This window comes from Kitasatospora sp. GAS1066B (genome assembly GCF_041262605.1).
Lineage (GTDB): Bacteria > Actinomycetota > Actinomycetes > Streptomycetales > Streptomycetaceae > Kitasatospora.
The window spans coordinates 32,222-57,670 of sequence record NZ_JBGCCO010000018.1 but is presented as its reverse complement, the minus strand read 5'-3'; the positions used below and the strand labels follow the sequence as shown (position 1 = coordinate 57,670).

The 25,449-nt window shown below is 72.8% G+C and carries 24 protein-coding genes and 1 tRNA gene; 11 read left to right on the top strand and 14 right to left on the bottom strand.

What is annotated here, in order from left to right; translation table 11 throughout:
• Nucleotides 1–187 precede the first annotated feature (187 nt).
• Together ABH937_RS21060 and ABH937_RS21055 are read right to left on the bottom strand one after the other, a co-directional pair.
• The gene (locus ABH937_RS21060; RefSeq protein WP_370219085.1) at nt 188–1,129 is read right to left on the bottom strand and encodes an NADP-dependent oxidoreductase; all 942 of its coding nucleotides are present in this window, start codon (nt 1,127–1,129) and stop codon (nt 188–190) included.
• A 639-nt stretch (nt 1,130–1,768) separates the two neighbouring features.
• Nucleotides 1,769–2,893 (bottom strand): FAD-dependent oxidoreductase, encoded by a 1,125-nt coding sequence (locus ABH937_RS21055; protein ID WP_370219084.1) that lies wholly within the window; start codon nt 2,891–2,893, stop codon nt 1,769–1,771.
• 95 nt (nt 2,894–2,988) lie between these two features.
• Between ABH937_RS21055 and ABH937_RS21050 the strand changes: the two genes are divergently transcribed.
• Nucleotides 2,989–3,714 (top strand): TetR/AcrR family transcriptional regulator, encoded by a 726-nt coding sequence (locus ABH937_RS21050; RefSeq protein ID WP_370219083.1) that lies wholly within the window; start codon nt 2,989–2,991, stop codon nt 3,712–3,714.
• 120 nt (nt 3,715–3,834) lie between these two features.
• Here ABH937_RS21050 and ABH937_RS21045 read toward each other — a convergent pair whose 3' ends face one another.
• Nucleotides 3,835–4,422 (bottom strand): TetR/AcrR family transcriptional regulator, encoded by a 588-nt coding sequence (locus tag ABH937_RS21045; protein WP_370219082.1) that lies wholly within the window; start codon nt 4,420–4,422, stop codon nt 3,835–3,837.
• A 59-nt stretch (nt 4,423–4,481) separates the two neighbouring features.
• Between ABH937_RS21045 and ABH937_RS21040 the strand changes: the two genes are divergently transcribed.
• From ABH937_RS21040 to ABH937_RS21010, 7 genes are all read left to right on the top strand, one after another.
• On the top strand, nt 4,482–5,201 hold the full coding sequence (locus ABH937_RS21040) for a DUF998 domain-containing protein (protein ID WP_370219081.1): 720 nt from the start codon (nt 4,482–4,484) through the stop codon (nt 5,199–5,201).
• The gene (locus ABH937_RS21035) at nt 5,198–5,974 is read left to right on the top strand and encodes an SDR family NAD(P)-dependent oxidoreductase (protein ID WP_370219080.1); all 777 of its coding nucleotides are present in this window, start codon (nt 5,198–5,200) and stop codon (nt 5,972–5,974) included. Before ABH937_RS21040 ends, ABH937_RS21035 begins: the two co-directional genes overlap by 4 nt.
• Before the next feature lie 42 nt (nt 5,975–6,016).
• Nucleotides 6,017–6,883: an alpha/beta fold hydrolase gene (locus ABH937_RS21030; protein ID WP_370219079.1), complete on the top strand. Its 867-nt coding sequence runs from the start codon at nt 6,017–6,019 to the stop codon at nt 6,881–6,883.
• Nucleotides 6,884–7,311: 428 nt separating this feature from the next.
• Nucleotides 7,312–8,508, top strand: coding sequence for an integrase core domain-containing protein (locus tag ABH937_RS21025; RefSeq protein ID WP_370219078.1), 1,197 nt, complete (start codon nt 7,312–7,314; stop codon nt 8,506–8,508).
• 21 nt (nt 8,509–8,529) lie between these two features.
• Nucleotides 8,530–8,763, top strand: coding sequence for a hypothetical protein (locus ABH937_RS21020; protein ID WP_370219077.1), 234 nt, complete (start codon nt 8,530–8,532; stop codon nt 8,761–8,763).
• Between the two features lie 36 nt (nt 8,764–8,799).
• Entirely contained in the window at nt 8,800–9,366 is a 567-nt protein-coding gene (locus ABH937_RS21015; RefSeq protein WP_370219076.1) for a Voldacs domain-containing protein, read from the top strand.
• Nucleotides 9,367–9,739: 373 nt separating this feature from the next.
• Nucleotides 9,740–10,390, top strand: coding sequence for a tyrosine-type recombinase/integrase (locus ABH937_RS21010; RefSeq protein WP_370219075.1), 651 nt, complete (start codon nt 9,740–9,742; stop codon nt 10,388–10,390).
• A gap of 95 nt (nt 10,391–10,485) precedes the next feature.
• On the opposite strand, the gene ABH937_RS21005 is transcribed toward ABH937_RS21010, so the two are convergent.
• From ABH937_RS21005 to ABH937_RS20970, 8 genes are all read right to left on the bottom strand, one after another.
• Nucleotides 10,486–10,559, bottom strand: a tRNA-Pro gene (locus ABH937_RS21005).
• A 166-nt stretch (nt 10,560–10,725) separates the two neighbouring features.
• Nucleotides 10,726–12,075, bottom strand: coding sequence for an MFS transporter (locus ABH937_RS21000; RefSeq protein ID WP_370219074.1), 1,350 nt, complete (start codon nt 12,073–12,075; stop codon nt 10,726–10,728).
• Nucleotides 12,076–12,140: 65 nt separating this feature from the next.
• On the bottom strand, nt 12,141–12,929 hold the full coding sequence (locus ABH937_RS20995; RefSeq protein ID WP_370219073.1) for a DUF1684 domain-containing protein: 789 nt from the start codon (nt 12,927–12,929) through the stop codon (nt 12,141–12,143).
• A gap of 62 nt (nt 12,930–12,991) precedes the next feature.
• Complete coding sequence (locus ABH937_RS20990; RefSeq protein WP_370219072.1) at nt 12,992–13,855, bottom strand: acyl-CoA thioesterase; 864 nt, start codon at nt 13,853–13,855, stop codon at nt 12,992–12,994.
• A gap of 180 nt (nt 13,856–14,035) precedes the next feature.
• Nucleotides 14,036–14,803 (bottom strand): alpha-ketoglutarate-dependent dioxygenase AlkB, encoded by a 768-nt coding sequence (locus ABH937_RS20985; RefSeq protein ID WP_370219071.1) that lies wholly within the window; start codon nt 14,801–14,803, stop codon nt 14,036–14,038.
• The gene (locus ABH937_RS20980; protein WP_370219070.1) at nt 14,793–15,725 is read right to left on the bottom strand and encodes a ribokinase; all 933 of its coding nucleotides are present in this window, start codon (nt 15,723–15,725) and stop codon (nt 14,793–14,795) included. The genes ABH937_RS20985 and ABH937_RS20980 overlap by 11 nt, the downstream gene beginning before the upstream one ends.
• A 99-nt stretch (nt 15,726–15,824) precedes the next feature.
• Complete coding sequence (locus ABH937_RS20975; protein WP_280690601.1) at nt 15,825–16,232, bottom strand: transglycosylase family protein; 408 nt, start codon at nt 16,230–16,232, stop codon at nt 15,825–15,827.
• Between the two features lie 192 nt (nt 16,233–16,424).
• Nucleotides 16,425–17,174: a transglycosylase family protein gene (locus ABH937_RS20970; protein ID WP_370219069.1), complete on the bottom strand. Its 750-nt coding sequence runs from the start codon at nt 17,172–17,174 to the stop codon at nt 16,425–16,427.
• 611 nt (nt 17,175–17,785) lie between these two features.
• On the opposite strand from ABH937_RS20970, the gene ABH937_RS20965 reads away from it, so the two are divergent.
• Complete coding sequence (locus ABH937_RS20965) at nt 17,786–18,757, top strand: hypothetical protein (protein WP_370219068.1); 972 nt, start codon at nt 17,786–17,788, stop codon at nt 18,755–18,757.
• A 242-nt stretch (nt 18,758–18,999) separates the two neighbouring features.
• Entirely contained in the window at nt 19,000–19,551 is a 552-nt protein-coding gene (locus ABH937_RS20960) for a hypothetical protein (RefSeq protein ID WP_370219067.1), read from the top strand.
• 82 nt (nt 19,552–19,633) lie between these two features.
• Here the strand turns inward: ABH937_RS20960 and der are convergent, their stop codons facing one another.
• From der to ABH937_RS20945, 3 genes are all read right to left on the bottom strand, one after another.
• Nucleotides 19,634–21,079: a ribosome biogenesis GTPase Der gene (gene der / locus ABH937_RS20955; protein WP_280690604.1), complete on the bottom strand. Its 1,446-nt coding sequence runs from the start codon at nt 21,077–21,079 to the stop codon at nt 19,634–19,636.
• A gap of 118 nt (nt 21,080–21,197) precedes the next feature.
• A complete protein-coding gene (gene cmk / locus ABH937_RS20950; protein ID WP_280690605.1) occupies nt 21,198–21,914 on the bottom strand; it encodes a (d)CMP kinase in 717 nt (238 codons plus the stop codon).
• A 133-nt stretch (nt 21,915–22,047) separates the two neighbouring features.
• The gene (locus ABH937_RS20945) at nt 22,048–23,175 is read right to left on the bottom strand and encodes a prephenate dehydrogenase (protein WP_370219066.1); all 1,128 of its coding nucleotides are present in this window, start codon (nt 23,173–23,175) and stop codon (nt 22,048–22,050) included.
• Nucleotides 23,176–23,340: 165 nt separating this feature from the next.
• Between ABH937_RS20945 and ABH937_RS20940 the strand changes: the two genes are divergently transcribed.
• On the top strand, nt 23,341–25,446 hold the full coding sequence (locus tag ABH937_RS20940; RefSeq protein WP_370219064.1) for a DUF4139 domain-containing protein: 2,106 nt from the start codon (nt 23,341–23,343) through the stop codon (nt 25,444–25,446).
• Nucleotides 25,447–25,449: the final 3 nt, after the last annotated feature.

The following is a 25,449-nucleotide window of genomic DNA, read 5'->3' as shown; positions in this document are numbered from 1 at the left end:
CCAACCGCCGTCACACTACCGACGGATGCAGGCGCACCGGCCCGGGGGCACCGTCGCCTTGTCAGGTGGCGTGTTCAGTTGATGGCACGTCAGGGGTGTTTCGGGGTAGGCGACACGCAGGCGCGCGGCCCCCCGTCCCCCGTACCCCGGAAGCGCCGGGACGGGGGTCTCAGCTGTGCGGGGGGCTTTATCCGAGGGTGTTGATGACGATTTTGCCTCGGAGGTGACCGGCATCCAGGAGGCGGTAGGCCTCGGCCGCCTTCTCCAGTGGGAATACGGCTTCGATGGGCATGGTGATGCCCCCGTTCTCGATCAGCGGCAGTACTTCGGCCATGACCTGGGGTATCGGGAGCGTCCCGGTGGAGAAGTGCACGCCGTGTTCGGCGGCGCGCAGGTCGGCGATGGTGACGACCTTCGCCGGGTTGCCGGTCAGTTCGATCGATGCGGGCAGTACTCCGCGTCCGGAGGCGTCCAGGACCGCGTCGATGCCGTACGGGGCGGCGGCGTGCACCTGCGTGGCCAGCTCGTCGTGGTAGGAGATGGGGATGGCACCGAGCCGGCGCAGGTAGGCGTGGTTGGCCTCGCTCGCGGTGCCGAGGACGGTGGCGCCGCGCAGGCGGGCGAGTTGGACGGCCATCAGCCCGACGCCGCCGGCGGCGGCGTGGACCAGGAGGGTCTGTCCCGCGCGCAGGTCGAGCCGGCGCAGGGTGCGGTATGCGGTCTCGGTGGCGACCGGCAGTGCCGCGGCCTGCTCGAAGGTGAGGGCTGCGGGTTTGGCGACGATGTCGTCGGCCCGGGCCAGGGCATGCGTGGCGATGGCGTCGAGTTCGGCGGTGCGTCCGAACACCGCCTGTCCCACGGTCCACTCGGTGACGTCCGGGCCGAGTGCGTCGATCTCGCCGGCCATCTCGATGCCGAGCGGCGCGGGTGCGGCGGGGGCGGTGCGACCGGGCGCGAACAGGCCCTGGCGCATCTTGGAGTCGCGGCTGTTGGCGCCGGCGGCGTGGATGCGGATGCGGACCTGGCCGGGGCCGGGCTCGGGCAGGGGCGTCTCGGCGAGTTCGAGTACTTCGGGCCCGCCGTAGCGGGCGTGTTGCAGGCGGCGGGCGGTCGGGGCCGGGGTGGTCATGAGTGGGGTTCCTGTCTTCGTCGCCGGGGTGGGTTTCGTGGTGGCCGCTGTTGGGGGCAGGGCGGGGTGGTCGGTGCAGCCGTGCTCGTCGCCGCCGTAGCAGGCTGCCGGGTCGTGGGTGTTGCAGGGCCGCCGGGCGGCCGGGCCGGCGCGGGTGGCCTCGTCGATCTCCTGGTCGTACGCCGCCAGCGGCGGCTCGGTCGCGTGGCCGGCCGAGCGGAACGGGCCTCGGCTGGACCGTGCGCCTTCTCGGGCTGCGAGCCGGTCCTGACGTCAACTGGAGCCAGAACTCGCGCGCCTACTCACCGGTGGACGGGGCGCAGTCGGCGCCCGGCCTGCGCAGGGCGACCTGCTTGAGGAAGAAGCTCAGCACGAAGGCGGCGACCGTGATCCCGGCGGCGCACAGGAACACGACCGACCTCGCGTTCGAGAAAGTGCGCGCGGCGGTCGACTGGATCGGCGGCCTTGACCATCGCCCGGCCTCCTGGTTCGGCGCGGGGCAGGGTGTCGTCCACGGTTCGCCTCCGGAGGCGGGCCGCCGAGCAACTGGCCCCGGAGGTCACGCTGCCCGACATCGGCGACCCCGGCCCGCCCGCGCCGCCGGATCCGGGGAACTGCACGGCCCACGAGCCGGCGGCATCAGGACAGTTTCGCTTCCGGGGCGAAGACGGGCAGCTTCTCCAGACTGCTGCGCACGGCCTCGGCGCCGTACTCGAACATCTGCCGCTCGTAGTCGTCGACCGCGCCGAGCAGATCCTGGCGGCCTTCGCCCGCCTCGATCAGGCAGCGGCGCAGCAGGTCGGCGTCGCGCAGTGCGGTGTTCGCGCCGTTGCCGCCGGTCGGAGAGGTGGCGTGGATCGCGTCGCCGAGCAGCGTGACCGGGCCGGACGCCCAGCGCTCACCGGGCTTGACCGCCCGGATGGACAGCAGGGTGCTGTTGTCCGGGTCGGCCTGCTCGATCAGCGCGCGCAGTTGCGGGTGCCACCCCTCCATCCTGGACAGCACGGCGTCCTGCGCGGAGAGGTCCTGCAGCGAGCCGTGCGGCGGCAGGATCATGGCCCAGCGCACGTAGTCGCCGATGTCGGGCAGTGTGACTTCGGGGGCCAATCGCTCGGCGGCCTGCTTCGGCGGGGTACGGAAGCGCATCACGCCGAGCAGCAGGCTGACGCCGTCGCCCGCGATCTTCGAGCCATAGGCCTTGGACAGGCCGGCGAACTCCTCGGTCAGCGGGGTGCGGCCGATCACGAACCGGACGCCGGTGTCGAGCGGGGCGGTCTGCGGCGAGAGCACCCCGCGGACCGCGGAGGTGACGCCGTCCGCGCCGACGAGCAGGTCGGCGGTGGCCGGGGCGCGGCGGGCGAACCGGGCTCGGACCTTGCCGTCGGCCAGCACGTCGTAGCCGGTCAGCGCGGCACCGGTGTGCACGGTCAGGCCGGTCAGCAACAGGTGTCGCAGCACCTGCCGGTCGACCACGATGCCGGTCCGGCCCCCGCCGAGCCTGCCGATCTCGTTCAGCTGCGGGTCCAGGACCAACTGCTCGACGGCAGCGTCCATGACGACCTCGTCCAGCAGCCGGTGCCAGCGCGTCGGCAGGCACTCGCGCACCGCCTGGAACCCGATCGGGTCCAGCACGAGCCGGTAGCCCTGGAACCGTGCCACGATCCCCGGGTCGCGCTCGAACACCTCGGCCTCGATCCCCGCGCCACGCAGACCCTGCGCGAGAGCCAGACCCCCCAGACCGGCTCCGACAACGGAAACTCGCATCACACACCTCCGGGCCACTTGCACGAACTTAGTTCGTTCTGACGATCTAAGTTCTACTCAACGAACTTAGATCGTGTCAAGGTATGGTGGTCGGCATGTCCGCCGATCCCCAACAGCGCCGCACAGCCCGCCACGCCCAACCCGCAGCGGAGGTCGCCGCGTCGGCACCACGCAAGAAGCCGATCACCGTCGAACGGATCGCCGACGCCGCCCTGGAAGTCGTCGCCACCGAGGGGTACGACGCGCTGACCATCCGCCGGGTCGCCGCCGTACTCGGCACCGGTCCGTCGTCGCTGTACGCGCACATCGTCAACAAGGACGACATCGACGACCTGCTGATCGGCAGGCTCTACGCCGACGTCGTGCTCCCCGAACCGGACCCGGCCGCCTGGCGCGAGCAGCTGCTCGGGGTGTACACGCAGATCCGCGACCTGTACCTGAAATACCCCGGAGTCTCGCGCGCCGCGCTGGCCGTGGTGTCGACCAACCTGGAAACCCTGCGGGTCGGCGAAGGGATCCTGGCGATCCTGCTCGCGGGCGGCATCGAACCAAGGACGGCCGGATGGGCCCGCGATGCGATGTCCCTCTACGTCAGCGCCTACGCACTGGAACAGTCGCTGGTCCGGCAACGGCGCCAGCACCAGGATCAGGAATGGGTGCTCAGCCACGAGGAGTTGATGGACCGCTTCACCGCACTGCCTGCCGAGAAGTTCCCGCACACCCGACGCCATGCCGCCGAGCTGATCTCCGGCACCGGACACGACCGCTTCGAGTTCGCCCTCGGCCTGCTCGTGGACAACCTGCAGCCCACAACCGGTTGACCTGCGGCGTGCGGTGGCGTGCAGGTGCCGAGACGGTCATGCTCGACTGCACCTGAAGCCCCCGCACGGACAAAGGCGGCGAGATCCCGGCAGGCATCGTCAGCATTCGCCAGCCGGCTGCTATGCGGCGTAGGAGCGGAGCAGGACGAGGGTCTGCCGTAGTGCGCGGGCGAGGTGCTGACGGGATCCGGTCGCCTTGTCGATGACCGCGCCGCCCTGGAGTGCGGCGAGCATCATGGAGGCGAGTTCGGCAACGGGGGTTCCTTCGCGCAGCAGGCCGCTTGCCTGCATGGCAGTGAGCTGGTCCCGTAGCTCGGCGGCCCATTGTTCGTACATCCGGCCGACCAGGTCCCGGGTGATCCGGTCGGTGTCCAGCGCCCGGCCCGCCAGGGCCGCGACCTCGCAGGCGTCGTCGCGTCCCTGCTGCTCGTGCAGCCGCAGGATCTGCTCGATCCAGGACTCCCAGTCCTGCCACGTGGCCAGCGGCACCGCAGGTGCGTCGGCCTGGGCCAGTCGCGCGAGGTGGCACTGGGCGGCCGCGCGGCGCAGTTCCTCCTTCCCGTCGGGGAAGTAGTGGAACACCTGCCCCTTGCTGGTGCGGGTCAGCCGCATGACCTCGTCGAGGTTGATGTCGTTCGCGGTGATCAGCAGGTCCGCCGCGGCCTCGACGATGCGGGCCTTGGTCGCTTCTCCCTTGGGCGTAGGCATGCGGCAAGCCTAGCTTTCTGGACTTGATAGTCCAAATTTTGCGTGCCAGCCTTATGGACGTGAAAGTCCAAAACCCCACAGCCCGCATACGCGGCGCAGGAGCACTCCTCGTACTCGCCGCCGTGCAGTACGCGGTGCTGGAGTACGTCACCGCCGCGGCCTGGCACAACCCTTCCTACAACTACGCCGTCGACTTCATCAGCGACCTGGGCAACCCGGTCCCCGGGGACGTGTTCCAGGGCAGGACCGTCGACTCACCGCTGCACCTGGTGATGGACACCGCGTTCATCGCCCAGGGAGCGCTGTTCATCGCAGCCAGTGTGCTGCTGCTCAGTGCCGTGAACGTGGGACGGTTCCAACGCGTGCTGCTCGGACTGGCGATCGCCCACGGCGTGGGCGTGATCCTCGTCGGGTTCTTCCACGAATCCTCCGCTGCTCTGCACAACGGCGTGATCGTGGTCCACAGCATCGGCGCGGCCGCCACCATCATCGCCGGCAACGTGATCCCGATCCTGGTCGGCACACGCGGCGCAGCCTTGGGCGCCCCCCGGTGGCTGCGCGCAGCCGGCACCGCGCTCGGGGTCCTCGGCCTGGCCGCATTCGTGCTCCTGCAGGCCGACCGGCCGCTCTACAACTCCTACGGAGGAGTGCCCGAGCGCATCGCGGTGTACACGATTCTGGCGTTCGAGCTGCTGCTCGGGGGGATCCTGCTGCTCCGCCCGCCGCGCCAGAACACCCTCCCTCCTGTGCCCAACACTCCCGAAAGGCTCGCATCATGACGGCTGTTCCCAACTCCGTGGCGCGTCTGGCCGGCCGTCGCGCCCTGGTCACCGGCTCGACCTCCGGCATCGGCCGGTCGATCGCCACGGCCTTGGCCCGCGAGGGCGCCACCGTGGTGGTCTGCGGCCGCAACAAGGACGCCGGCGACAAGGTGGTGGCCGAGATCCACTCGGCCGGCGGCGCGGCGCACTTCGTGCGCGCCGAACTGGCCGACGGAGCCCGGGCGGCCACGCATCTGGCACAGGCCGCGGCCGAGGCGGCGGGCGGACCGATCGACGTACTGGTCAACAACGCGGCGCTGCTCATCCCCGCGCAGTCGCTCACCGAGGTCGACGAGCAACTGGCGGACCTGGCCCTGGCGGTGAACATCAAGGCGCCGGCCCTGCTGACCGCGGCCCTGGTCCCGGCCATGATCGAGGCCGACGGCGGTGTGGTGGTCAACGTCGGTTCGATCAACGGCGCGATCGGCATGTCCGTCGCGGCACTGTACGGGGCGACCAAGGCGGCGCTCCACTCGCTGACCGCGTCGTGGGCGGCGGAACTGGCCCCCAAGGGCATCCGGGTCAACGCGGTGGCGCCCGGACCGACGATGACCGAGGAGAACGCCGCCTTCCACGACGCGCTGCGCGGCTACACGGCCGCCACCCCCGCCGGTCGGCCGGGCACCTCCGACGAGGTCGCCGACGCGGTGGTGTTCCTGGCCGGCAGCCAGGCCACGCACATCCACGGCGTGACCCTTCCGGTCGACGGCGGATACCTGGCCACCCGATAGCGCCGCACGACCCAACCCACACCGAAACGGGAGAGAACTGCGATGAAACGCAACGCACGGATCGCCGGCCTGGTCGCGGCGACACTCGCGGCCACCGGGCTGTCGACGGTCGCGCTCACCTCCAGCGCCCAGGCAAAGCCGTCCCACCCCGTCCCGGCCCAGACCCGGGCCATCTCGGACTGGCACGGTGCCAAGCCCACCATCGTGCTGGTGCACGGCGCATGGGCGGACGCCGCCGGCTGGACCCCGGTCATCGAACGACTGGAGGCAGCCGGCTTCCCGGTCAAAGCACCGCCGAACCCGCTGCGCGGCCTGGACTCCGACGCGCAGTACATCCACAGCGTCCTGGAACAGATCCAGGGCCCGGTCATCCTGGTGGGCCACTCCTACGGCGGCGCCGTGATCACCAACGCCGTCCAGAGCGACCCCAACGTCAAGGCACTGGTCTACATCGCCGCCTTCGCACCGGCCAAGGGCGACTCACTGGCCGGCCTCAACGGCTCGCAGCTGGGCAAGACCATCCCCGCGCTCCCCGTCATCGCGACGAGCTACCCGAACCTCGACGGCACCACCGGAACGGAGCTGACCATCGACCCGGCCCAGTACCCCAGCGTCTTCCTGGACAACGAGCTCCCGCTCGACCAGGAGGAGGCGCTGGCCGCCGAACAGCGGCCGCTGAGCCTCGACGCGGTGACCGAGACTTCCGGCACGCCGGCGTGGCAGACGACCCCGTCGTGGTACATGGTGGCCGAAGGCGACCACGCCATCGCCCCGGCCCTCGAAGAGTTCATGGCCACCCGGGCCCACGCACACACCGTCGAGGTCAACGGCCCCCACCTGATCATGCTCACCAACCCCGGAGCAGTCACCGACCTGATCGAACAGGCTGCCCGGACCACCTCCCGCTGACACAGGCCCGATGCTCTCCCGGCAGGCGGCAACCTGCCGGGAAGGCATCGGCACCGGCGCCCCACGCCCGACGAAGTGCTCCTTCGGGTGTCGGCGGTGGGCTCCCGGCCTGGGCCGCGCGGGCGTCGCATCGGGCGTCGCATCGGGCACGGCCCAGGGCGGGCGGGAGACGGGGAGGGGATCAGGCGGCGTCAGTGGTGCGGCTGAGGTGTTCCCAGTCGGCGACGTCCCGCAGGCGGGAGGCGAGTTGGGCGCGGACGCCGTCGACCGCGTCGCCGCCCAGGGCCAGGCGCAGGGTGTGCCGTTCGGAAACTCATCGGTGCTGTTCGGGTGGGTCTGGCGCGCCGTCACGGCCTACAAGGGCCCCTGTCCGGATGATCGTCTCACTGGTGTATCGGCTGACGCGGAATCTGCTTTCGGTTCCGGCGATGCTGCTGCGCCGGGATGCGGCCCAGGACGCCGAACTGCTGGTGCTGCGGCATGAGAACGCGGTGCCGCGCAGGCAACTCACCGTGCCGGTGCGGTACGAGCAGGCGGACCGCCTGTGGTTCGCGGCACTGTCCTCGCTGATCCCCCGGAGCCGGTGGGCGACGGTGCTTCCGGTGACGCCCGGGACTCTGCTCGCGTGGCACCGCGGGCTGATCGCCCGGAAGTGGGACTGCAGCAAGCGGCGGGGCCGGCCCGGTAGGCCGCCGACCGCGAGCGCGCTGAGAAGGCTGGTGCTGCGGCTGGCCAAGGAGAATCCGCGCTGGGGCTGCCGTCGGATCCAGGGCGAACTGGTGCGCCTCGGGCATCCGATCGGCACGACGACGGTCTGGGGGATCCTGACGGCGGCGGGCGTCGATCCGGCCCCGCGCCGCGGTGGGCCGACGTGGCGCGAGTTCCTGGCCGCGCAAGCCGAGGGGGTCATCGCCTGCGACTTCGTGCACATCGATCTGGTCGACCTGCGCCGGGTGTACGCGCTGGTCTTCCTCGAGCACGGCACACGCCGACTGCACATCACCGGAGTGACCGCCCACCCGCCAGGTCCCTGGGCGGTGCAACAGGCGAGAAACCTCGCCGTCGAGTTGGGCATCCGGCTCGACTCACTGCACTTCCTGATCCGCGACCGGGACGCGAAGTACACCGCATCGTTCAACGCGGTCTTCGAGGCCGAGGACATGGAGGTCATCCAAACACCGCCCCGTGCTCCGCGAGCGAACGCCCACTGCGAACGAGTCATCGCAACCCTGCGGCGCGAAGTGCCCAACCATCTGCTGATACGGAACGAGACCCACGCCCAGCAGGTCTTCGACACCTACACCCGGCACGACACCCGCCATCGCCCACACCAGGCTCGGAGACAGTTCCCTCCCCCAGCCCAGGAGCACCCAGTACCCAAGCCACCATGCCCGCTCACCAGTTCCTCCGCACCCGAGTACTCAGCGGCGTCATCAACGAGTACCGATAAGCGACCTGACCAGCAGCGACCAGTTTCCGAACAGCACAACTCCCGCCCCACACAACCCCGCCGCCGACGCGGCCCCGCACATCACCAGCACACACCGCGCGCAGCCCACAGCCCCCTCTTCGGATGGAAAGCCGTGTCCGCGCCCACCCTGCCGATCACAGGTGATAGGACGTAGTCGAGCTGGAGGTGGTCCGTCATGATCCGCTACTGCGTCGACCCTGATCGACACGAACTCATCGCCACCTGGGGAACCGGCCAAGGCGAGCTCGCCTCACGAATCGCCGCCGTCCCGGCCGGCACGGACATCGCCACGCTGTCCCGCCTGACCGCAGCCCTCACCCAACTGTCAACAGCGGCCTGGCGCACCTACACCCACCCGGCCAGCGCCACCGACTCGCTCGAGCCCAACAGCGAGGGCTGGCGCCGCTAGGAGGAACGCAAGGCGTTCAGCGACGTCGCCCAAGCCGTGGCCGGCCCCAACCTCCCGCATGGCGGCTCGGTGATCGTCGAGTACAGCCCGGTACTGGAGATCGCGAACCGCGTCGGCCGCGCCCTCATCGCCCTGGACAACCCGGAGTTGACCGAGGCGATCCGCGCCGAGACCACGGTGGAGCTGGCCGCCGTCGAGAGCGCCGAGCTCGGCGACCTCACCGGACGGGCCCAACAGGCCGTCCTGCTCAGCCGCGAAGGCGCCTCCCCCGCCCAGGTCGCCGCCGCCGACCAACTGCTGCAGGAGGACCCGTTCGGCCCGGCCGCGCTCCGCGAGCAACTCGACGAGGCCGAGGAAGTGATCGCCGAGTACGCCGACGACGATTCCGAGGAGGCGGACACCGTGCTCACCGGCATCCGCCTCACCCCGCTGGACCCACGACGCCCCGCCCGCGACCTCGTCGAAGACCTCCTCACCGCCATCAACGGCTGCTGGCTCCTCCACGACGAATACGCCGAGGACGAGGATCGGGACGACGAGGAGGAATCGGACGACGAGACCGCCGAACGGCACCAGCACCACAGCCGGGACCGGCTCGTGTAACACCCCCCAGTGCCGGATCCGCGTCGTCGAAGAGTCAGCCCTACTGGCTCGCGAGTCCGCACCCCGCCTTTTGGTCACCTACAGTGACCAAAAGGCGGGGGCTCGGAGCCACCCCGACCCGCTTCCGACAGTCCCCCGGAGGAGCGGGATACGAGACGAGAACGGCTCAGCGGCGCTCGCGCGCCCACCGAACGCGATCACCATGCGACCACCATCTCGTATTTACCCGGGCTGAGCTGCGGCTTTCCCCTGGATCGGCGACAAGGACGCCCGGAACTGACTGGGAGGAGCACCTACACCCGAGCCTTCGAGGCGATCACCATGCGACACCCGACCCAAGACCGCGGACGCGTCTGCCGGCGCTGCGGCTGCCGTGACACCCGCCGCCGCCAGCTCGGCGCCCACTGCCCGCGCCTGCTCCACGACCCCGACCACGGCACCTGGACCTACGCCGTCGACGTCCACCCTCTCCACCGTCGACAACCACTACACCGTCCTCACCGCACCCAAGACCCCCAGCAGCCTCAGCTGGATCGCCATCAACCAGCGCGCCCGCCGGGCCCTCGACGACCTCGCCGACCACCACTTCCTCGGCTACACCCTCCCCGCCCACGGCTACGTCTTCCACCAGCACGGCCGCCCACTCAACCCGAAGAAGGTCCTCGACCGGTTCCGTCGGCTGTGCGACGAGGCCGGCGTCCCCCGCATAGCCGTCCACGACCTGCGCCACCTCGCCACCACCCTCGCCCTCAACGGCGGCGTCCCGTTCGTGATCGTCTCCAAGACCCTGCGCCACCGCACCCTGTCGACCACCGCGAACATCTACAGCCACCTCACCCGCCAGGCCGCTCGCGAGGCCGTCGACGCCATCGCCCGCCTCCTCGACAGCGCGGAACTCGCACTGCACGCCACCCAACGAGCGGACCGGCCACGGAATCTGATCGCCCACTTCCGCGACCACCTCACCGCCAGCCAACGCAGAACCCACCGCGAACGCCCAGCTCACGCGCCACTTCCGATGTGACCGGTGCGATCACCATGCGACCACCAGCTGACGCAACGACAAAAAGGCCGCTCCCGCCAGAAGCGGAAACGGCCTACGACCTGCTGTTCAGCAAGTCGGGACGACAGGATTTGAACCTGCGACCCCTTGACCCCCAGTCAAGTGCGCTACCAAGCTGCGCCACGTCCCGTGGTCTCGCTGCCGCGCCCTCGGGCTTGGCTTCTCGACCTTGTCCCCGGTGTCCCGGCGACGTGGAAAACAATACAGCACGGCGGGGGGTGCTCGCTGCCAGCTTTCCGTGCAGGTCACGTGGCTGGTGCCGGTGCTGGTGGGGGGGCGGTGAGGGCGGTCGCCGCTCACGGGGTGGGGTGGCGGGCGTCGTAGCGGAGGAAGGTGGGGCGACGGGCTGCGAGGAGGAGGATGGCGGCGACGCAGGCGAGGCCGCCGGAGATCACCGAGATGGTGGGGGTGGTGAGGGCGGCTACGGTGCCGGATTCGAAGTCGCCCAGGCGGGGGCCGCCGGCGACGACCACGATGAAGATGCCCTGGAGCCGGCCACGCATCTCGTCGGGGGCGGCGACCTGCATCATCGTGTTGCGGAAGATCATGCTGACCGTGTCGGCGCAGCCGGCGACGGCGAGCAGGGCGAGGCCCAGCCAGAGGTGGCCCGAGGTGAGGCCGAAGGCGGCGATGGACAGGCCCCAGGCGGTGACGGCGGCGAGGACGGCCACGCCGTGCCGGTGCACCCGGGCGATCCAGCCGGAGAAGAGGGCCCCGGTCAGCGCGCCGACCGCCGGGGCGGCGACGAGCAGGCCGACGGTGCCGGCGTGGCCGCCGTAGAAGCCGACCGCGAGCGCCGGGAAGAGCGAGCGCGGCAGGCCGAAGATCATCGCGGCCAGGTCGGCCAGGAAGCTGGTGCGGAGGTTGGGCTGCTCGCGCAGGAAGCGCAAGCCGTCCAGCAGGGAGGCGCGTCGGCCGGGCTGGACGGCCTGCGCGCCTCCCGGGCGCATCGCCGGCAGCCGCCACATCGCGTACAGGGTGGCGGTGAAGGCGACAGTGTCGACCAGGTACGCGGCCTGGCTGCCGTAGGCGCCGATCAGCAGGCCGCCCAGCATCGGGCCGACCGTCATGCCCAGGTTCATGCTGACCGTGGCGAGCGCGTTGGCGGCGGGCAACTGCTCGGCGGGGAGCAGGCGCGGGATCATCGAGGAGCGGGCCGGCGAGGAGACGGCGAAGAACGCGCCTTGCAGCGCCACCGCTATATAGAGCAGAGCGACCTGGCGCAGGCCGAGCAGCGCCTGGGCGGCCAGCAGGGCGGAGACGGCGGCCAGGCCGGCGGAGCCGAGCAGGCCGAGCTTGCGGCGGTCCACGGTGTCGGCGATCGCGCCGCCGTACAGGCCGAAGGCGACCAGCGGGATCAGCGAGCACAGGCCCACCGCGCCGGTGGCGAAGGTGGAGCCGGTGAGGGCGTAGACCTGGACCGAGACCGCGACGGCGGTCATCTGCTGGCCGATCGAGGAGACGGACTGGCCGAACCAGATCCGCCGGTAGTCGGCGCTCGCGCGCAGCGGGGTGAGGTCGGCGACGGCACCGCGGAGCAGGCGGCGCAGCCGGGTGGACGAGCCGTCCGGCGGGGCGGCGCAGGGCTCGGTCTCCGGTGGGGAAGGGGAACGGGAAGAGGAAGAGGTGGGATGATTGGTCGACACAGCGACCTATCGTCGCCCCCGCTCCCCCGCGCATCGGAGGCGGGGGTGGCCCGGGTCGCCCGCGCTCAGCCCCGCAGCACCGCCTTCTCCCCGGCCCGGACCGCGATCGGCAGCCGGTTGCCGGGCGGCGGGAACGGGCAGATGAAGTGCTCCGCGAAGGCGCACGGCGGCAGGTACGCGCGGTTCAGGTCCAGCACCGTGCGGCCGTCGGCGGCCGGTGGGGGCAGGGTGATGAAGCGGAAGCGGTAGGTGTCCTGCCCGCTGCTCGCGTCGGCGATCACACCGCTCAGCCGGTCCGCGGCCCGGCTCACGGTCAGCGTGTACGGCTCGCCGGCCAGGTGGAAGGCGATCTCGCCGGCGACGGCGAGCGGGCGGTCGCGGCCGTCGGCGCTCGGGACGGTCACCGCACGGTCGCCGGTCTCGAAGGGGGTGAAGACGGCCGGCACGGACCACTCGGGCGCGTAGGGGTAGCTGGCGATTGCGGCGAAGTGCGCGCGGCCCTCGGAGTCGGGGTCGAAGACGCGCAGCGCGAACTCGCCGTCACGCTCGATCGGGACCAGCAGCTTGTCCCCGTGCCGCACCACCTCGGCGTCGTCGTGCGTGTCGGGGCGCAGCACCAGCTCGCCGGTCACCGGCTGCTCGGCCGCACCGGCCCGCAGCCCCTCGCCGGCGGTGGCAACCACCCGTACACCCGCCCCGGCCACTGACCAGCGGCCGGGGACGCCGGGTATCTCGACCGGCTCGGCGTCGAGCCAATGGGTGCCGATGAGCGCGAGCATGCCGTGCGGGGCGCTCACGGACGCCGTGCGGGCCTCGGTCCAGCGCTGCCAATCCTCGGCGTCGGTCGTCGTCATGAGCCGCTCTCCTCGAATGCTCGACTGCTCGAATACCCGTAGCAGGTACGGATGGGACTCTGTCAGCTCTCCCGCAGCGGCCGGAAGAGCCCCTCCTGCACCACCGACACGACCAACTGCCCGCTCCGGTCGAAGATCTGACCGCGCGCCAGGCCTCGGGCGCCGTGCGCGATCGGCGACTCCTGCTGGTACAGCAGCCACTCGTCGGCACGGAACGGACGGTGGAACCACATCGCGTGGTCGAGCGAGGCCATGTCGAAGTTGCGCCGGCCCCAGAGCGGCTCGACGGGGGCCCGGACCGAGTCCAACAGGGTCATGTCACTGGCGTAGGTCAGGGCGCAGACGTGGATCAGCGGGTCGTCCGGCAGGGAGCCGTTGGTGCGCAGCCAGACGCCGCTGCGCGGCTGCACGCCGGCCAGCTCCTCCTGGGTCCAGCGCAGCCGCTCGACGTAGCGGATGTCGAACGGCTGGCGGCGGCTGATGAACGGCGGCAGCTCGCCGAGCCGGGCGCCGACCTCCTCCAGGGCACTGGGCAGCTCTTCGGGACCGGGGACGTCGGGCATCGTCTCCTGGTGCTCGATGCCGCCGGGCTCGGCGACGTGGAAGTCGGCGGTCAGCGCGAAGATGCTGCGGCCCTGCTGGATGCCGAGGACCCGGCGCGTGGTGAACGAACGGCCGTCCCGGATCCGGTCGACCTGGTAGACGATCGGGACGCCGGGAACGCCGGGGCGCAGGAAGTACGCGTGCAGCGAGTGCACCGCGCGGTCGGCCGCGACGGTACGGCCCGCGGCGACCAGCGCCTGGCCGGCCACCTGCCCGCCGAAGGTCCGCTGCAGCGACTCCTCAGGGCTGCGGCCCCGGAAGATGTTGAGCTCGATCTGCTCGAGATCCAGCAGGTCGACTAGCTGGTCGACTGGCGTTCCCATGGTGTGCGTCCTCTCCAACGGGCACGCCGGAGGGGCCGGCGGCATACCGCTGCTGTCTAGCTGGAAGTCTGCTGGCCGCTCGGGAATTCCCACCGGTCGGCGCCGCTGACGGTACCGGAAGGTACGGCGACCGACCGTGGCGGCCCACCGCCCGCCTCCCACGGCGAAAACGCTGAGCGCTCAGCCCTCTGCACTCAGCCCGGACTGCCGCACCGTGATGTTGAGCCGCCCGGTCATCGGCGGCCCCGGCTCACCCAGCCGCAGCTGCGGGTCGACGCTGCCGGGCAGGGTGCGCAGCACACCGTGGTACGCGTACCGCGCGGGGCCGCCGAACACCAGCAGGTCACCGCTGCGCAGCTCGACGTCGGTCCACGGCCGGGTGCGGGTCCGGCTGTTGCCGAGCCGGAAGACGCCGGAGTCGCCGAGCGAGAGCGAGACCACCGGGGCGTCGACCCGCTCCTCGCGGTCCTGGTGCAGGCCCATCCGCGCACCGGCGGGGTAGTGGTTGATCAACGCGACGTCCGGCGCGTATCCGACGACGCCCGCCACCACGGCACCACCCTCGCCGTACGCCGCCGTGACGGCGCGCCGTGCGAGGGCGTCGAGCAGCGCGGGGAACGGCTTGACGGGAGCGCCGTCGCCGTCCTGCACCCGACGGGTGTAGGCGTAGGGGAACCAGTGATCGCCGCAGCCCTCGGCCGCCTTGCGCGCGGCGCCGCAGGTGGGGCAGCGGGCCACCACGCCCCAGTGCCAGCCGAGGCAGACCTGACGGACCGACATCTCGGCGCCACCGGGCAGCCGGACGGTGCGCAGCCCGGCCGGCGGGCGAGCCCAGTCGCGGCAGGCGGCGACCAGCTCGCGTTGCTCGGCCGGCGTCAACCAGTCGGGCAGCAGCACGGCTCCGGGTGCGGGCTCGGCCCGCGCCCGACCGAACAGCTCACTGGTCACCGAGCACGCCTTCCCCCGACAGTCGCGCGCGGGTCGGCATCGCCGTCCTGGCACCGGTCCGCTCGACGCTCAGCGCGGCGGCCCGGACGGCGAACCGGGCCGCCGCGACCAGGGGCAGGCCCTCCGCCAGACCGACCGCCAACGCGCCGCAGAAGGTGTCCCCGGCGCCGGTGGTGTCGACGGCGCGCACCGTCGGCGCGGCGACCAGCTCGCACCGCTCCCCCTCGCGGACCAACGCACCGTCGGCTCCCAGCGTGACCACCACGCGGGCGCAAGGCAGTCCGGCGGCCAGCCGCGCCACCTCGGCGGCGTCGCGCACCGCGCTGTCGGGGACGCCGCAGAGCCGGGCCAGCTCCGTCCGGTTGGGCACCAGCACGTCGACCAGCGGCCAGAGCTCGGCAGGCAGACCGGGCACGGGCACCGGCGCCGGGTTGAGGACGAACACGCCGCGCGCCAGCCGAGCGGCGGCCAGCACGGGCGCCATCGGGATCTCTAGCTGGGCGAGCACGACCGCGGCCGACTCCAGCAGCGCGCCGGCGGCGTGCACCGCCTCGGCGTCGAGTCCGGCGTTGGCGCCGGGCGAGACCACCACGCAGTTCTCGGCCTGCCGGTCGACCAGGACGACGGCGTGACCGGGCGGTCCGTCCACGGCGGCGAGCCGGCTGACGTCGATCCCCTCGGCGGCCAGCTCGCGGCTCAGCCCGGCGCTGTCCGCGTCCGTCCCGACTGCGCCGACGAAGGCGACGGACCGGCCGAGCCGGGCCGCGGCGACGGCCTGGTTGGCACCCTTGCCACCGCCGAGTCGGATGATCGGACCGCCCTGAACGGTCTCGCCCGGCGCGGGGAGCGCTGCGACCTCGATCACTCGGTCGAGGTTGACGCTGCCCACCACGACGATGTCCGCACCGGTACCCGATTCCATCCCACCAGCTTGCCACTCCCACCTGCCAGGCCGGACCGATACCTCAGAGCGGACCGATCCCTCGGACGAGAGCGATCCGCCGGCCCGGACCGATCCGGCTCACGGCAGCAAACCCACCTCACGCGCACACTCGGCCCAGGCCTGCCAACCCTGCTGACGCAGAATCTCCTGAGCCACCGTGATCTGCTGTCGCCGGCCGGCCCGGTCCGGTCGGCTCGCGTAGCGCAGGCCCCCCGCCTCCCGCCAGGTCGGTGGCCAGATCTGCAGGCCGCCGTAGTAGCCGTTGCCGGTGTCGGCGGCCCAGTCACCGTCGCTCTCGCAGTCGGCGACCTGATCCCAGGTCGCATCGGCGACGGGGACGGAGACGGGGACAGAAACCGGGCCGGGGCCACCGGTCCGACCGGAGCCGGCTCCGGCGTCACCCCCGGGTCCCGGGGCCGGACTGCCGGCCAGCGCGAGCGCGGCGCCGCAGAGCAGCCCGGCTATTCGAGGCTTGATTCCACGCATCCTCCGACTGTCCACGAGCCGCTCCCCCACCCGCGACCGGGCCCGCTCCCCGCTACGCCATCGGAGCGCCGCCACCGGCCCGGCACCCGGCCGGCGCGAAACGCCGTCGACCGCCGCCCCCAACGGGGACGGCGGTCCACAGCACAGCAGCGCGAGATGACAGCGACGTGATGCGTCAGAGCATCAGCGACCTCAGAACGAGAGCACCTGGCCAGGCAGGATCAGGTTGGCGTCGCCGCCGATGACCTGAACGTTCTTCTGGTACAGCGACTGCCAGTTGGTGCCGTGCGCGGCGGCGATGTCGCTCAGCGTGTCACCGCTCTTGACGGTGTAGCTGCCACCGGTGGTCGCGGAGTCGTAGGTCTTGGCGGCCGGCTTCGAGGGCTGGGCCGGGGCCTGCTGCACCGGGGCCTGCTTCTGCGCGGGGGCCTTCGGGGCGGGGGCCTGGGTCGGGGCCTGCTGCTGCACGGGGGCCTTGGCGGCCGGCGCCGGGGTCTGGGCGGCGGGGGCGGCCGGGGCCGGAGCGGGGTTGACGGCGGCGGGGGCGCCACCGGCGGTCAGGCCGGCCTTCACCGAGCAGACGGGCCAGGCGCCGGGGCCCTGAGCGGCCAGCACCTTCTCGGCGACCGAGATCTGCTGGGCCTCGGTGGCCTGGTTGGCCTGCGGCGCGTACTGGGTGCCACCGAAGGCGGCCCAGGTGGAGGAGGTGAACTGCAGGCCGCCGTAGAAGCCGTTACCGGTGTTGATGCTCCAGTTGCCGGTGCTCTCGCACTGGGCGACGGCCTCCCAGGTCGAGGTGGAGGCGGCAGAGGCCGTGGAGGCCGTGACGAGGCCCGCCACCGGGACGACCGCCACAGCGGTGGCGCCCAGGACGGCCAGCCGAACGCGGTTGCGCTTGGTGGCCGTGGTGGTGGCAGCGGCGTTCTCGTTACGGAAAGTCATGGAATCCCTCTCGACAGCCCCGGGCGGGCGTGCGGAACCAGACCCCTGCGGGCCGAAGTTCGCGTGCCGCGTCCTTGGGCGGCCGAGTACGTGTCCGACGTACCGCGCCGCCCCGGCTACTCCCACGCGCCGCCGACTTGTTCGAGCCGTCGGACGGCGGGCACCCGGTGGGGTGCGCTGGGGGTGAACCCGGGTGGTGCTCGTTGCACCGGGGACGAAGCTAGGGGTCGGAAGTGTCCGGAATCAACCGGTTCAAGATCCGCCCAGGATTCCCCCAGGTCAGCCAGGTGTTACCCGAAGTAACGATCAAGTACTTGAATGATCAAATGTCCGTTTTGATAGGTTTTGAGCGACTCAAACCTTCTGTGCACGTGGCGCCGGTCACATTTCACCGCCTGTGAGCCTGCGCACATCATCGACAGATTGTGATCGCATCGACACCATTCGCAGTCGGCGCGGAGGAAAAAAGCGACACTCCGACCCCCAACCCGTGACTCCGACCACAGCAGCCCGTTGGTAATGGCGGCCGGGCCCGCCCGCGCCGCACCGGGGCCACCGCACCGCCCGGTCAAGGAGAACGGCGTCCAGCCGACGACACCCGAGGAGTCCTGTTGCCGCGCATGCTCGAGGTCAGCGACGAGGTCCGCGCCGAGATCGGCGACGACGAGGCCGACCGTCTGCTCGGCGGGGCCCACGCCCCTGACACCTATGACTGCACGTCCTGTCGAACGCCGGGCGACTCACTGCACGAGTCGACCAGCACCGTGCTCTTCGTCGGCGACGAGACCGCGGTGCTGGCGTTCGCGCACGCCCGGTGCATCCCCTCCCAGGTCGTCCCGGTCTCCGAGGAGCAGCTGCTGGGCGCGGTCCGCAGCATCAGCCAGGCCCAGGGCAGCGGGTTCCCCACCCGCGCCGGATACCCCGGCGCCGGGCAGGACGGGTACCCGGGCGACCCCGGGTACCCGGTCGACGCCCTCGGCCTGCCCCTCACCCCCACCCACGCCGCCCAGCCGGCACCCCCGGCGCCCGTGCCCGACTCGGCGCCCGTACCCGACTCGGCGCTCGACGCACCCGCGCGCCCGGCCGACCCGGGTGCCCGGGTGCCGGCCCCGGGCGACCCGGCGGTCCTGGGCGTCACCTGCGGCCTGGTGCTCTGCGGAGACACCGGGCACGCCGCCATCGTGGTCGAGCCGACCGGCCCGGTCGGCCGCCCTGGTCAGGTGACCGGAGCGGACGAGTTCCTCCCGCTGCTCGCCGAGCACGGCTTCACCCCGATCGTGGACGTGGACAAGCCGCCGGCCCGGTTGGCGGGCTGGTCGGTGCTGGTGGCGATGGGGCGGCTGCACTCGATCCTGCAACCGTCCGCGATCGGCAACAGCGCTTGGTGGCAGGCGCATTCACCGCTCGCCGTCACCGACGCGTGGCGGCTCGCGGCGGCCCGGCGGTCCGAGGTGATCATGTATGCCGCGCCGGCCGGCACGATCGGCCGCCAGCCCCGCGAGGACCTGCTGCGGGCCGCCCTCGACCGGGCGGCCGCCCAGGGCCTGCTGGTCGCCGCCGCCCTTCCGCTGGCCGGCACCTGAGCCACCCCGATGTCCCGAGCGTCCCGTCCTGTCCCGCCGCTCCCGTCCCGCCGCCCCACCGGCGCGCGGGGCGCGGGGCACCCACACGCCGACCGCCACACACCCACCCGACGCCCCACCGCGCCACCCCGGTGCGCTGCGACCCGCATCCCCAGCCCGGCTGGCTCGTTGGGCCCTGCGTGTACAGCTACGACGTGACCTCAGCCTTCCGCCAGACCACCGCCACCCGAGGGATCCCGGCAATGAGGCCGTCGTACGACGGAGAGCATCCGATCGCCCCCACCCCCACGCCGATCTACGACGAGCTGTACTCCGAGTACCGCCGCCTCTTCCGCGCGCTACCCGGCGACCGCGCCGGTGAGGAGGACATGCGGTTCACCGGCTTCGCCATCCGCGAGCGCCCGTTCGGGGGCAGCGGCGGGGGTAGCGCAGGAGGCAGCGCCGGGGGCGACAGCTACCGCGACGGGTACGGGGCGGTGCCGCAGCACCCTGCCTTCACCGGCTACCCGGGCCAGCTCACGGGGGCGCCGCAGTTCGTGCCCGCCCAGCACGTGCCACAGCAGCAGCCATCGCAGCAACCGGCGCACCAGCAACACGCACCCCACCAGCCCGCCGCACAGCACCCGTACCAGGCGTCCCCCTACTCCCACCCGCAGCAGCCGTCGACCACCGGCCAGGGCTGGGTGGCCGCCGGCTACCTCACCCCGACCGCCCCGGCCCCGGCAGCGCCCGGCCCGGCCACCCCGGGCCGTCACCGCGGCAACCTGCTCTCGCTGCCCCCGGGCCGCAGCTGACCCGCCGCGGTCGGCAACAGCAGAGCGGTCCGGTGGCTCCCCGCCACCGGACCGCTCTGCTGTCACCTGCCGCTCCTACTCACTACTTGCGCTTGCGCTTCTCGCGCACCCGCACCGAGATCGAGATCGGCGTCCCCACGAACCCGAACTCCTCACGCAGCCGCCGCTCGACGAACCGTCGGTAGCCGGCCTCCAGGAATCCGGAGGCGAACAGCACGAACCGCGGCGGCTTGGCCCCGGCCTGGGTCCCGAAGAGGATGCGCGGCTGCTTGCCACCGCGGATCGGGTGCGGGTGGGCGGCGACCAGCTCACCGAGGAAGGCGTTCAGCCTGGCGGTCGTGATCCGGGTCTCCCAGCCGGCCAGCGCGGTCTCGATCGCCGGGACCAGCTTCTCCATGTGCCGGCCGGTCAGCGCCGAGACGTTGACCCGGGGCGCCCACTGCACCTGGACGAGATCCTGCTCGATCTCCCGCTCCAGGTAGTAGCGGCGCTCCTCGTCCATCTGGTCCCACTTGTTGTAGGCGACGACGACGGCGCGTCCGGCCTCGACGGCCATCGAGATGATCCGGGTGTCCTGCTCCGCGAGCGGCTCACTGGAGTCGATCAGGATGACCGCGACCTCGGCCTTGTCCAGCGCGGCGGAGGTGCGCAGCGAGGCGTAGAAGTCGGCGCCGGAGGTCAGGTGGACCCGGCGACGGATACCGGCGGTGTCGATGAACTTCCAGGTCTTGCCGCCCAGTTCGATCAGCTCGTCGACCGGGTCACGGGTGGTGCCGGCCAGCTCGTTGACGACCACCCGGTCCTCGCCGGCCACCTTGTTGAGCAGGCTCGACTTGCCGACGTTGGGCCGGCCGATCAGCGCGACCCGGCGGGGGCCGCCGACCGTGGTGCCGAAGGTCTGCGGCGGGGCCTCGGGCAGCGCGGCCATCACGGCGTCCAGCAGGTCGCCGGAGCCGCGGCCGTGCAGCCCGGAGACGGGGTAGGGCTCACCGAGGCCGAGCGACCAGAGGTAGGCGGCCTCGGCCTCGGTCGCGGGGCCGTCGACCTTGTTGGCACAGAGCACGGTCGGCTTGCCGGCCCGGCGGATCAGCTTGATCAGCGCCTCGTCGGTGTCGGTGGCGCCGACCGTGGCGTCCACCACGAAGAGCACCGCGTCCGCGGTCTCGATGCCCAGCTCGGCCTGTGCGGCGACCATGGCGTCGATGCCGAGGACGTCGATCTCCCAGCCACCGGTGTCGACCACCTTGAACCGGCGGCCGTTCCAGGTCGCCTCGTAGCTCACCCGGTCGCGGGTGACGCCGGGCTTGTCCTCGACGACGGCCTCACGGCGGCCGATGAACCGGTTGACCAGGGTCGACTTGCCGACATTCGGGCGGCCGACCACGGCCAGCACCGGCAGCGGCACGTGCCCGCCGTTCTCCAGGTCGAGGTCCCCGTCCTCGAAGCCCTCACCCTCGGCCAGGGCCATGAACTCGGCGTACTCGGAATCGTCCAGCTCACCGTGACCGGCGAGGTGCTCGTTGCTCATTCTCGTCTGTTCCGTTTCCCGGCGTCCCGAAGCTCGGGGCGCCGTGCGTACCTGCCCGGGCGCGAACGGCCGGGCAGCGCGAAAAAATCACATCTGGGCGGGGCTCAGACAGCCGTCATCAGGCAGCCGTCAGGTGCCCGGCCCGCTGCTCCACCAACTCCGCGATCGTGTCGATCACCTGCTGGAGCGTCAGCTCGCTGGTGTCCACCAGGACGGCGTCCGGCGCCTGGGCCAGCGGGGCGGTGGCCCGCGAGGAGTCGGCGGCGTCGCGGCGGCCCAGGTCGGCCGCCATCGCGGCGATGGTCGCCTCGTCGACGCCCTTGGCCCGCAGCTCGGCCGCCCGTCGCTCGGCGCGGGCGGTCTCGGAGGCGGTCAGGAAGATCTTGGCGGTGGCGCCGGGGAAGACCACGGTGCCCATGTCACGGCCCTCGGCGACGATGCCGCGCGGGGCCAGCTCGGCGCAGCCGCGCTGCAGCTCCACCAGCCGGGCCCGCACCTGCGGAACCGCGGCCACCGCGCTGACCTGCGCCGTCACCTCGGGGCCGCGGATCGGCCCGGAGACGTCCTGGCCGTCGACCGTGATGGTCGGGCCGCCGGCGTCGGTACCGGAGACGATCACGGGCTTGGCGCAGGCGATGGCGACCGCGTCCGCGTCCGTCACGTCCACCTCGTTGGCCAGCATCCACCAGGTCATCGCCCGGTACATGGCGCCGGTGTCGAGAAAGCTGAGGCCCAGCCGGGCCGCCACCGCGCGGGAGACGGTCGACTTGCCGGAGCCGGAGGGTCCGTCGATGGCGACGACGACCGGGGCATGCGCTCGGTCGGCAGTGTCCACGGGGGAACCTCTCTACTCGTACACCCGGGGGAGATACCTCAAGGTTAGACGACCGCCGCCAGTCGCCCGACCGGCTCCGCTCCCGGCCCGGCCCGCTCAGCCCGCCTGCCGCCAGGCCCGCGCCTCCCAGCCGTCAGTCCCGCAGGTCCCAGCCGCGGTCGCTCAGCGCGCTCTCCAGCCGCCGCACCGCGTCCGGTTCCACCTGGAGCTGCACCAGGCCGATCCGGCGGCCGGCCGAGTGGTCGATCGCCACGTCCTCGATGTTGACCCCGGCCCTGGCCGCCTCGCGGAACAGCCGGCCCAGCTCGCCGGGCTGGTCGCCGATCGCCACCACCACGGTCTCGTAGCGGGTGGGCGGAGCGCCGTGCTTGCCGGGGATCCGGGCCTGGCCGTGGTTGCCGCGGCGCATCACCGCCTCGATGTCGGCGGTGCCCGAGCGCCGCCCGGCCTCGTCGCCGGTCTCCAGCGCCCGCAGCGCGGCGACCGTGGTGCCCAGGTCGGTGGCGAGCTCCTCCAGGATGTCGGCGACCATCCCGGCGTTGGCGGAGAGGATGTCCAGCCACATCCGGGGGTCCGAGGCGGCGATCCGGGTCACGTCGCGCACGCCCTGCCCGGCCAGGCGCACGGCGGCGTCGTCGGCGTGCTCCAGCCGGGCGGCGACCAGTGAGGAGAGCAGTTGCGGGGTGTGCGAGACCAGCGCGACGGCGCGGTCGTGCGCGGCGGCCTCCATCACCACCGGCATCGCGCCGCAGAGCGCGACCAGCTCCAGCGCCGCGTTGAGCGTCTCGGTGGCGGTGTCGGGCGTGGGGGTGAGCACCCAGGGCCGGCCCTCGAACAGGTCCGCGCGGGCGGCCAGCGGGCCGGACTGCTCGCGACCCGCCATCGGGTGGCCGCCGATGTAGCGGACGGTGTCACAGCCCAGCGCCGCGATCTCGGCGCGCGGGCCGGCCTTCACGCTGGCCACGTCGGTGTAGCAGCGGGCCAGCTCGCGCCGCTGGCAGTCGGCCAGCACCTTGCCGACCAGCGCGGGCGGGACGGCCACGATCGCCAGGTCCACCGGTCCCGGCGGCTCCTCGGTGGTCCCGGCGCCGAGCGAGGCGGCGGTGCGGGCGGCGTCGGGGTCGGCGTCGGAGAGATACACCGTGATCCCCCGTCCGGTCAGCGCGAGCGCGGCGGAGGTGCCGATCAGACCGGTGCCGACGACGGCGACAGTGCGCATGGTGCTGCTGCTCTCCTGCGTTCCGGGGTGCGGGTGCCCCACAGCCTCCGGCGTTCCGGGGTGCGGGTGCCGCGGGTGCCCCCATATCCTCCCGCACCCACCGCGCCGCCGCCCCGCCGGGCCGGGGAAAACCCGCGACAGTGGTCACCGGGGCGGGCAGACTGGGCCCCCGATGGGCCACCGAGGCGGCGCGCGAAGAGGAGCACGATGACGGATCAGCCGGCTGACGCCACGTCAACACCCCCACCGACCTGGCCCACCACGCTGGACTCCGTGGCGGTGCACGCCGAGGGCGCCGTCTGCCGCCGGGTGGCGCACGGCACGCCGGCGGCCGATCCCGCCGGCCCGGGTCCGGTCCGGCTGCGTCTCACCGGCCTGCCGCCCACGCTGGAGCCGGGCTCGCTGCGCGCCGGCCTGCCGGGCGGCCCGGCCGGCTGGCGGGTCACCGAGGTCCGCCCGGCCGCCGAGGCGCGGCTGACCAGCCCGGAGCAGCTGCCCGAGCTGCACCGGCAGCTCGCCGAGGCCGCACAGGCCGAGGCCGCACTGCGGCTGCGGCAGCGACAGCTGGCGGCAAGGATCGCCCAGACCGTCGAGCTGCGGCCCGTCCCGCCCAAGCGCCACGCGGGCGACCCGCACCACCGGGTGCCCGCCGACGCGCTGCTCACCCTCGCCGACTTCCTCGAGGAGCGGCTCAGCACCCTGCACGCCGAAGCCGAGCAGGCGGGCGAGCGGCTGCGGCACGCCGTTCGCGAGCGCGAGCTGATCGCCACCCGGCTGGCCACCGCCTCCACCGCCGAGCCGGGCACGCCGGTCGGGACCAGCCTGCTCGCGCTGGTCACCCTGACCCCGGACGACCCCGAGCGGCCGCTGCCCACCGAGCCGATCACCGTCGAACTGGAGTACCGGGTCACCGGCGCCCGCTGGTTGCCGACCTACCAGCTGAGCCACCGTCAGGGCGCGGGCAGCGGCACCCTGACCCTGCGCGCGGCCGTCGCCCAGCACACCGGCGAGGACTGGACGGACGTCCGGCTCACCCTCTCCACGGCCGACCTGCAACGCCCGGCCGAGCCGCCCGAGCTGCGTTCGATCCGGATCGGCCGGCGCCAGCCGGCGCCCGCACCGTCGGGCTGGCGCGAGCCCCCGCGCGGGCTGGGCGAGCTGTTCGCCGACTACGACGGCGCCGGGCAGCCGCCCCGACCGGTCGCCGCTGCCGCCGCTGCCGCCTTCAGCCCCGACAGCGACGTCCTGCCGGGGGCCGCCGCACCCGCGCCGACGCCCGCCATGGCCCCGAGGCACCGGCGCGCCGCCGCCCCAGCCGCTGCCAGCTACGGCGCCGCGCCGTCCGCGGGCGCCCCCGCCCCCGGCGGCCCGCCGCCGATGCCCGCGTCCCCCGGCGCACCCCCGCCCCAGCAGGTCATGCGATCCCTGGGCGCCGCGCTGCCGCAGTCGCCCGCCTTCGCGCCCCAGCTCCCGCCCCCACCCCCGCCGCAACCCCCGCACCCCGGCGCCGAGTTGCTCGACTACGCCCACCTCACGCTGGCCGGCCCCGCCGACCCGCCCAGCCGGCGCGGCCGCCTGCACCCCGGCGCCCCGGCCTCCGCCGTGCCGCGCGGCGCCTTGCCCGGCGCGGTCCCACCGCCGCACGCCGTCTCGCCCCGCCGGTCGGCCGGCTCCTTCGACCAGCGCTTCGACGCCGAGTCCAGGGTCGACCTGCCCTCCGACGGTGCCTGGCACACCGTCGGCCTCGGCGAGCTGCCGGTGACCCTGCGCCCGGAGTACGTCTGCGTGCCCGCCGTCGAGCAGTCCGTCTACGCGACCCTGCTGCTCGGCAACGCCTCCGAGCGGGCCCTGCTCGCCGGGCCGCTGGAGGTGACGGTGGACGACGCGTTCCTGCTCGGCACCGCGCTGCCCACGCTCGCCCCCGGTGCCACCCGGCGCATCGGCCTGGGCGTGGCGGAGAGCGTGCGGGTGACCCGCAGGACCGAGACCCAGGAGTCCACCGCCGGGCTGCGCGGCTCCACCACGGTGGTGACCGAGCGGATCCAGCTGGAGCTGGCCAACCGGCTGGCCCACCCGGTCACGGTCGAGATCCGCGAGCGGATCCCGGTGACCGGCGATCGCGACATCAAGATCGAGGACCGTCCCGGCACACCGGCCTGGTCGGCACCGGACGCCTCGGACCGGCTCCATCCCCGGGGCACCCGGCTGTGGCGGGTCGAGCTCGCGCCGAACGGCCGGACCGAGCTGACCGGCGGCTACGAGATCCGCATCCCGGCCGGCAAGGCCCTGACCGGCGGCAACCGAAGGAGCTGAGCA

Coding starts and splice junctions, on each gene's coding strand:
- ABH937_RS20940 (WP_370219064.1), top strand. CDS start 23,341: ATGACGGATCAGCCGGCTGACGCCACGTCAACACCCCCACCGACCTGG.
- ABH937_RS20995 (WP_370219073.1), bottom strand. CDS start 12,929: ATGACGACGACCGACGCCGAGGATTGGCAGCGCTGGACCGAGGCCCGC.
- ABH937_RS21045 (WP_370219082.1), bottom strand. CDS start 4,422: ATGCCTACGCCCAAGGGAGAAGCGACCAAGGCCCGCATCGTCGAGGCC.
- ABH937_RS21055 (WP_370219084.1), bottom strand. CDS start 2,893: ATGCGAGTTTCCGTTGTCGGAGCCGGTCTGGGGGGTCTGGCTCTCGCG.
- ABH937_RS21035 (WP_370219080.1), top strand. CDS start 5,198: ATGACGGCTGTTCCCAACTCCGTGGCGCGTCTGGCCGGCCGTCGCGCC.
- ABH937_RS21025 (WP_370219078.1), top strand. CDS start 7,312: ATGCTGCTGCGCCGGGATGCGGCCCAGGACGCCGAACTGCTGGTGCTG.
- ABH937_RS21020 (WP_370219077.1), top strand. CDS start 8,530: ATGATCCGCTACTGCGTCGACCCTGATCGACACGAACTCATCGCCACC.
- ABH937_RS20975 (WP_280690601.1), bottom strand. CDS start 16,232: ATGCGTGGAATCAAGCCTCGAATAGCCGGGCTGCTCTGCGGCGCCGCG.
- ABH937_RS21060 (WP_370219085.1), bottom strand. CDS start 1,129: ATGACCACCCCGGCCCCGACCGCCCGCCGCCTGCAACACGCCCGCTAC.
- ABH937_RS20980 (WP_370219070.1), bottom strand. CDS start 15,725: ATGGAATCGGGTACCGGTGCGGACATCGTCGTGGTGGGCAGCGTCAAC.
- ABH937_RS21030 (WP_370219079.1), top strand. CDS start 6,017: ATGAAACGCAACGCACGGATCGCCGGCCTGGTCGCGGCGACACTCGCG.
- ABH937_RS21050 (WP_370219083.1), top strand. CDS start 2,989: ATGTCCGCCGATCCCCAACAGCGCCGCACAGCCCGCCACGCCCAACCC.
- der (WP_280690604.1), bottom strand. CDS start 21,079: ATGAGCAACGAGCACCTCGCCGGTCACGGTGAGCTGGACGATTCCGAG.
- ABH937_RS20960 (WP_370219067.1), top strand. CDS start 19,000: ATGAGGCCGTCGTACGACGGAGAGCATCCGATCGCCCCCACCCCCACG.
- ABH937_RS20990 (WP_370219072.1), bottom strand. CDS start 13,855: ATGGGAACGCCAGTCGACCAGCTAGTCGACCTGCTGGATCTCGAGCAG.
- ABH937_RS20970 (WP_370219069.1), bottom strand. CDS start 17,174: ATGACTTTCCGTAACGAGAACGCCGCTGCCACCACCACGGCCACCAAG.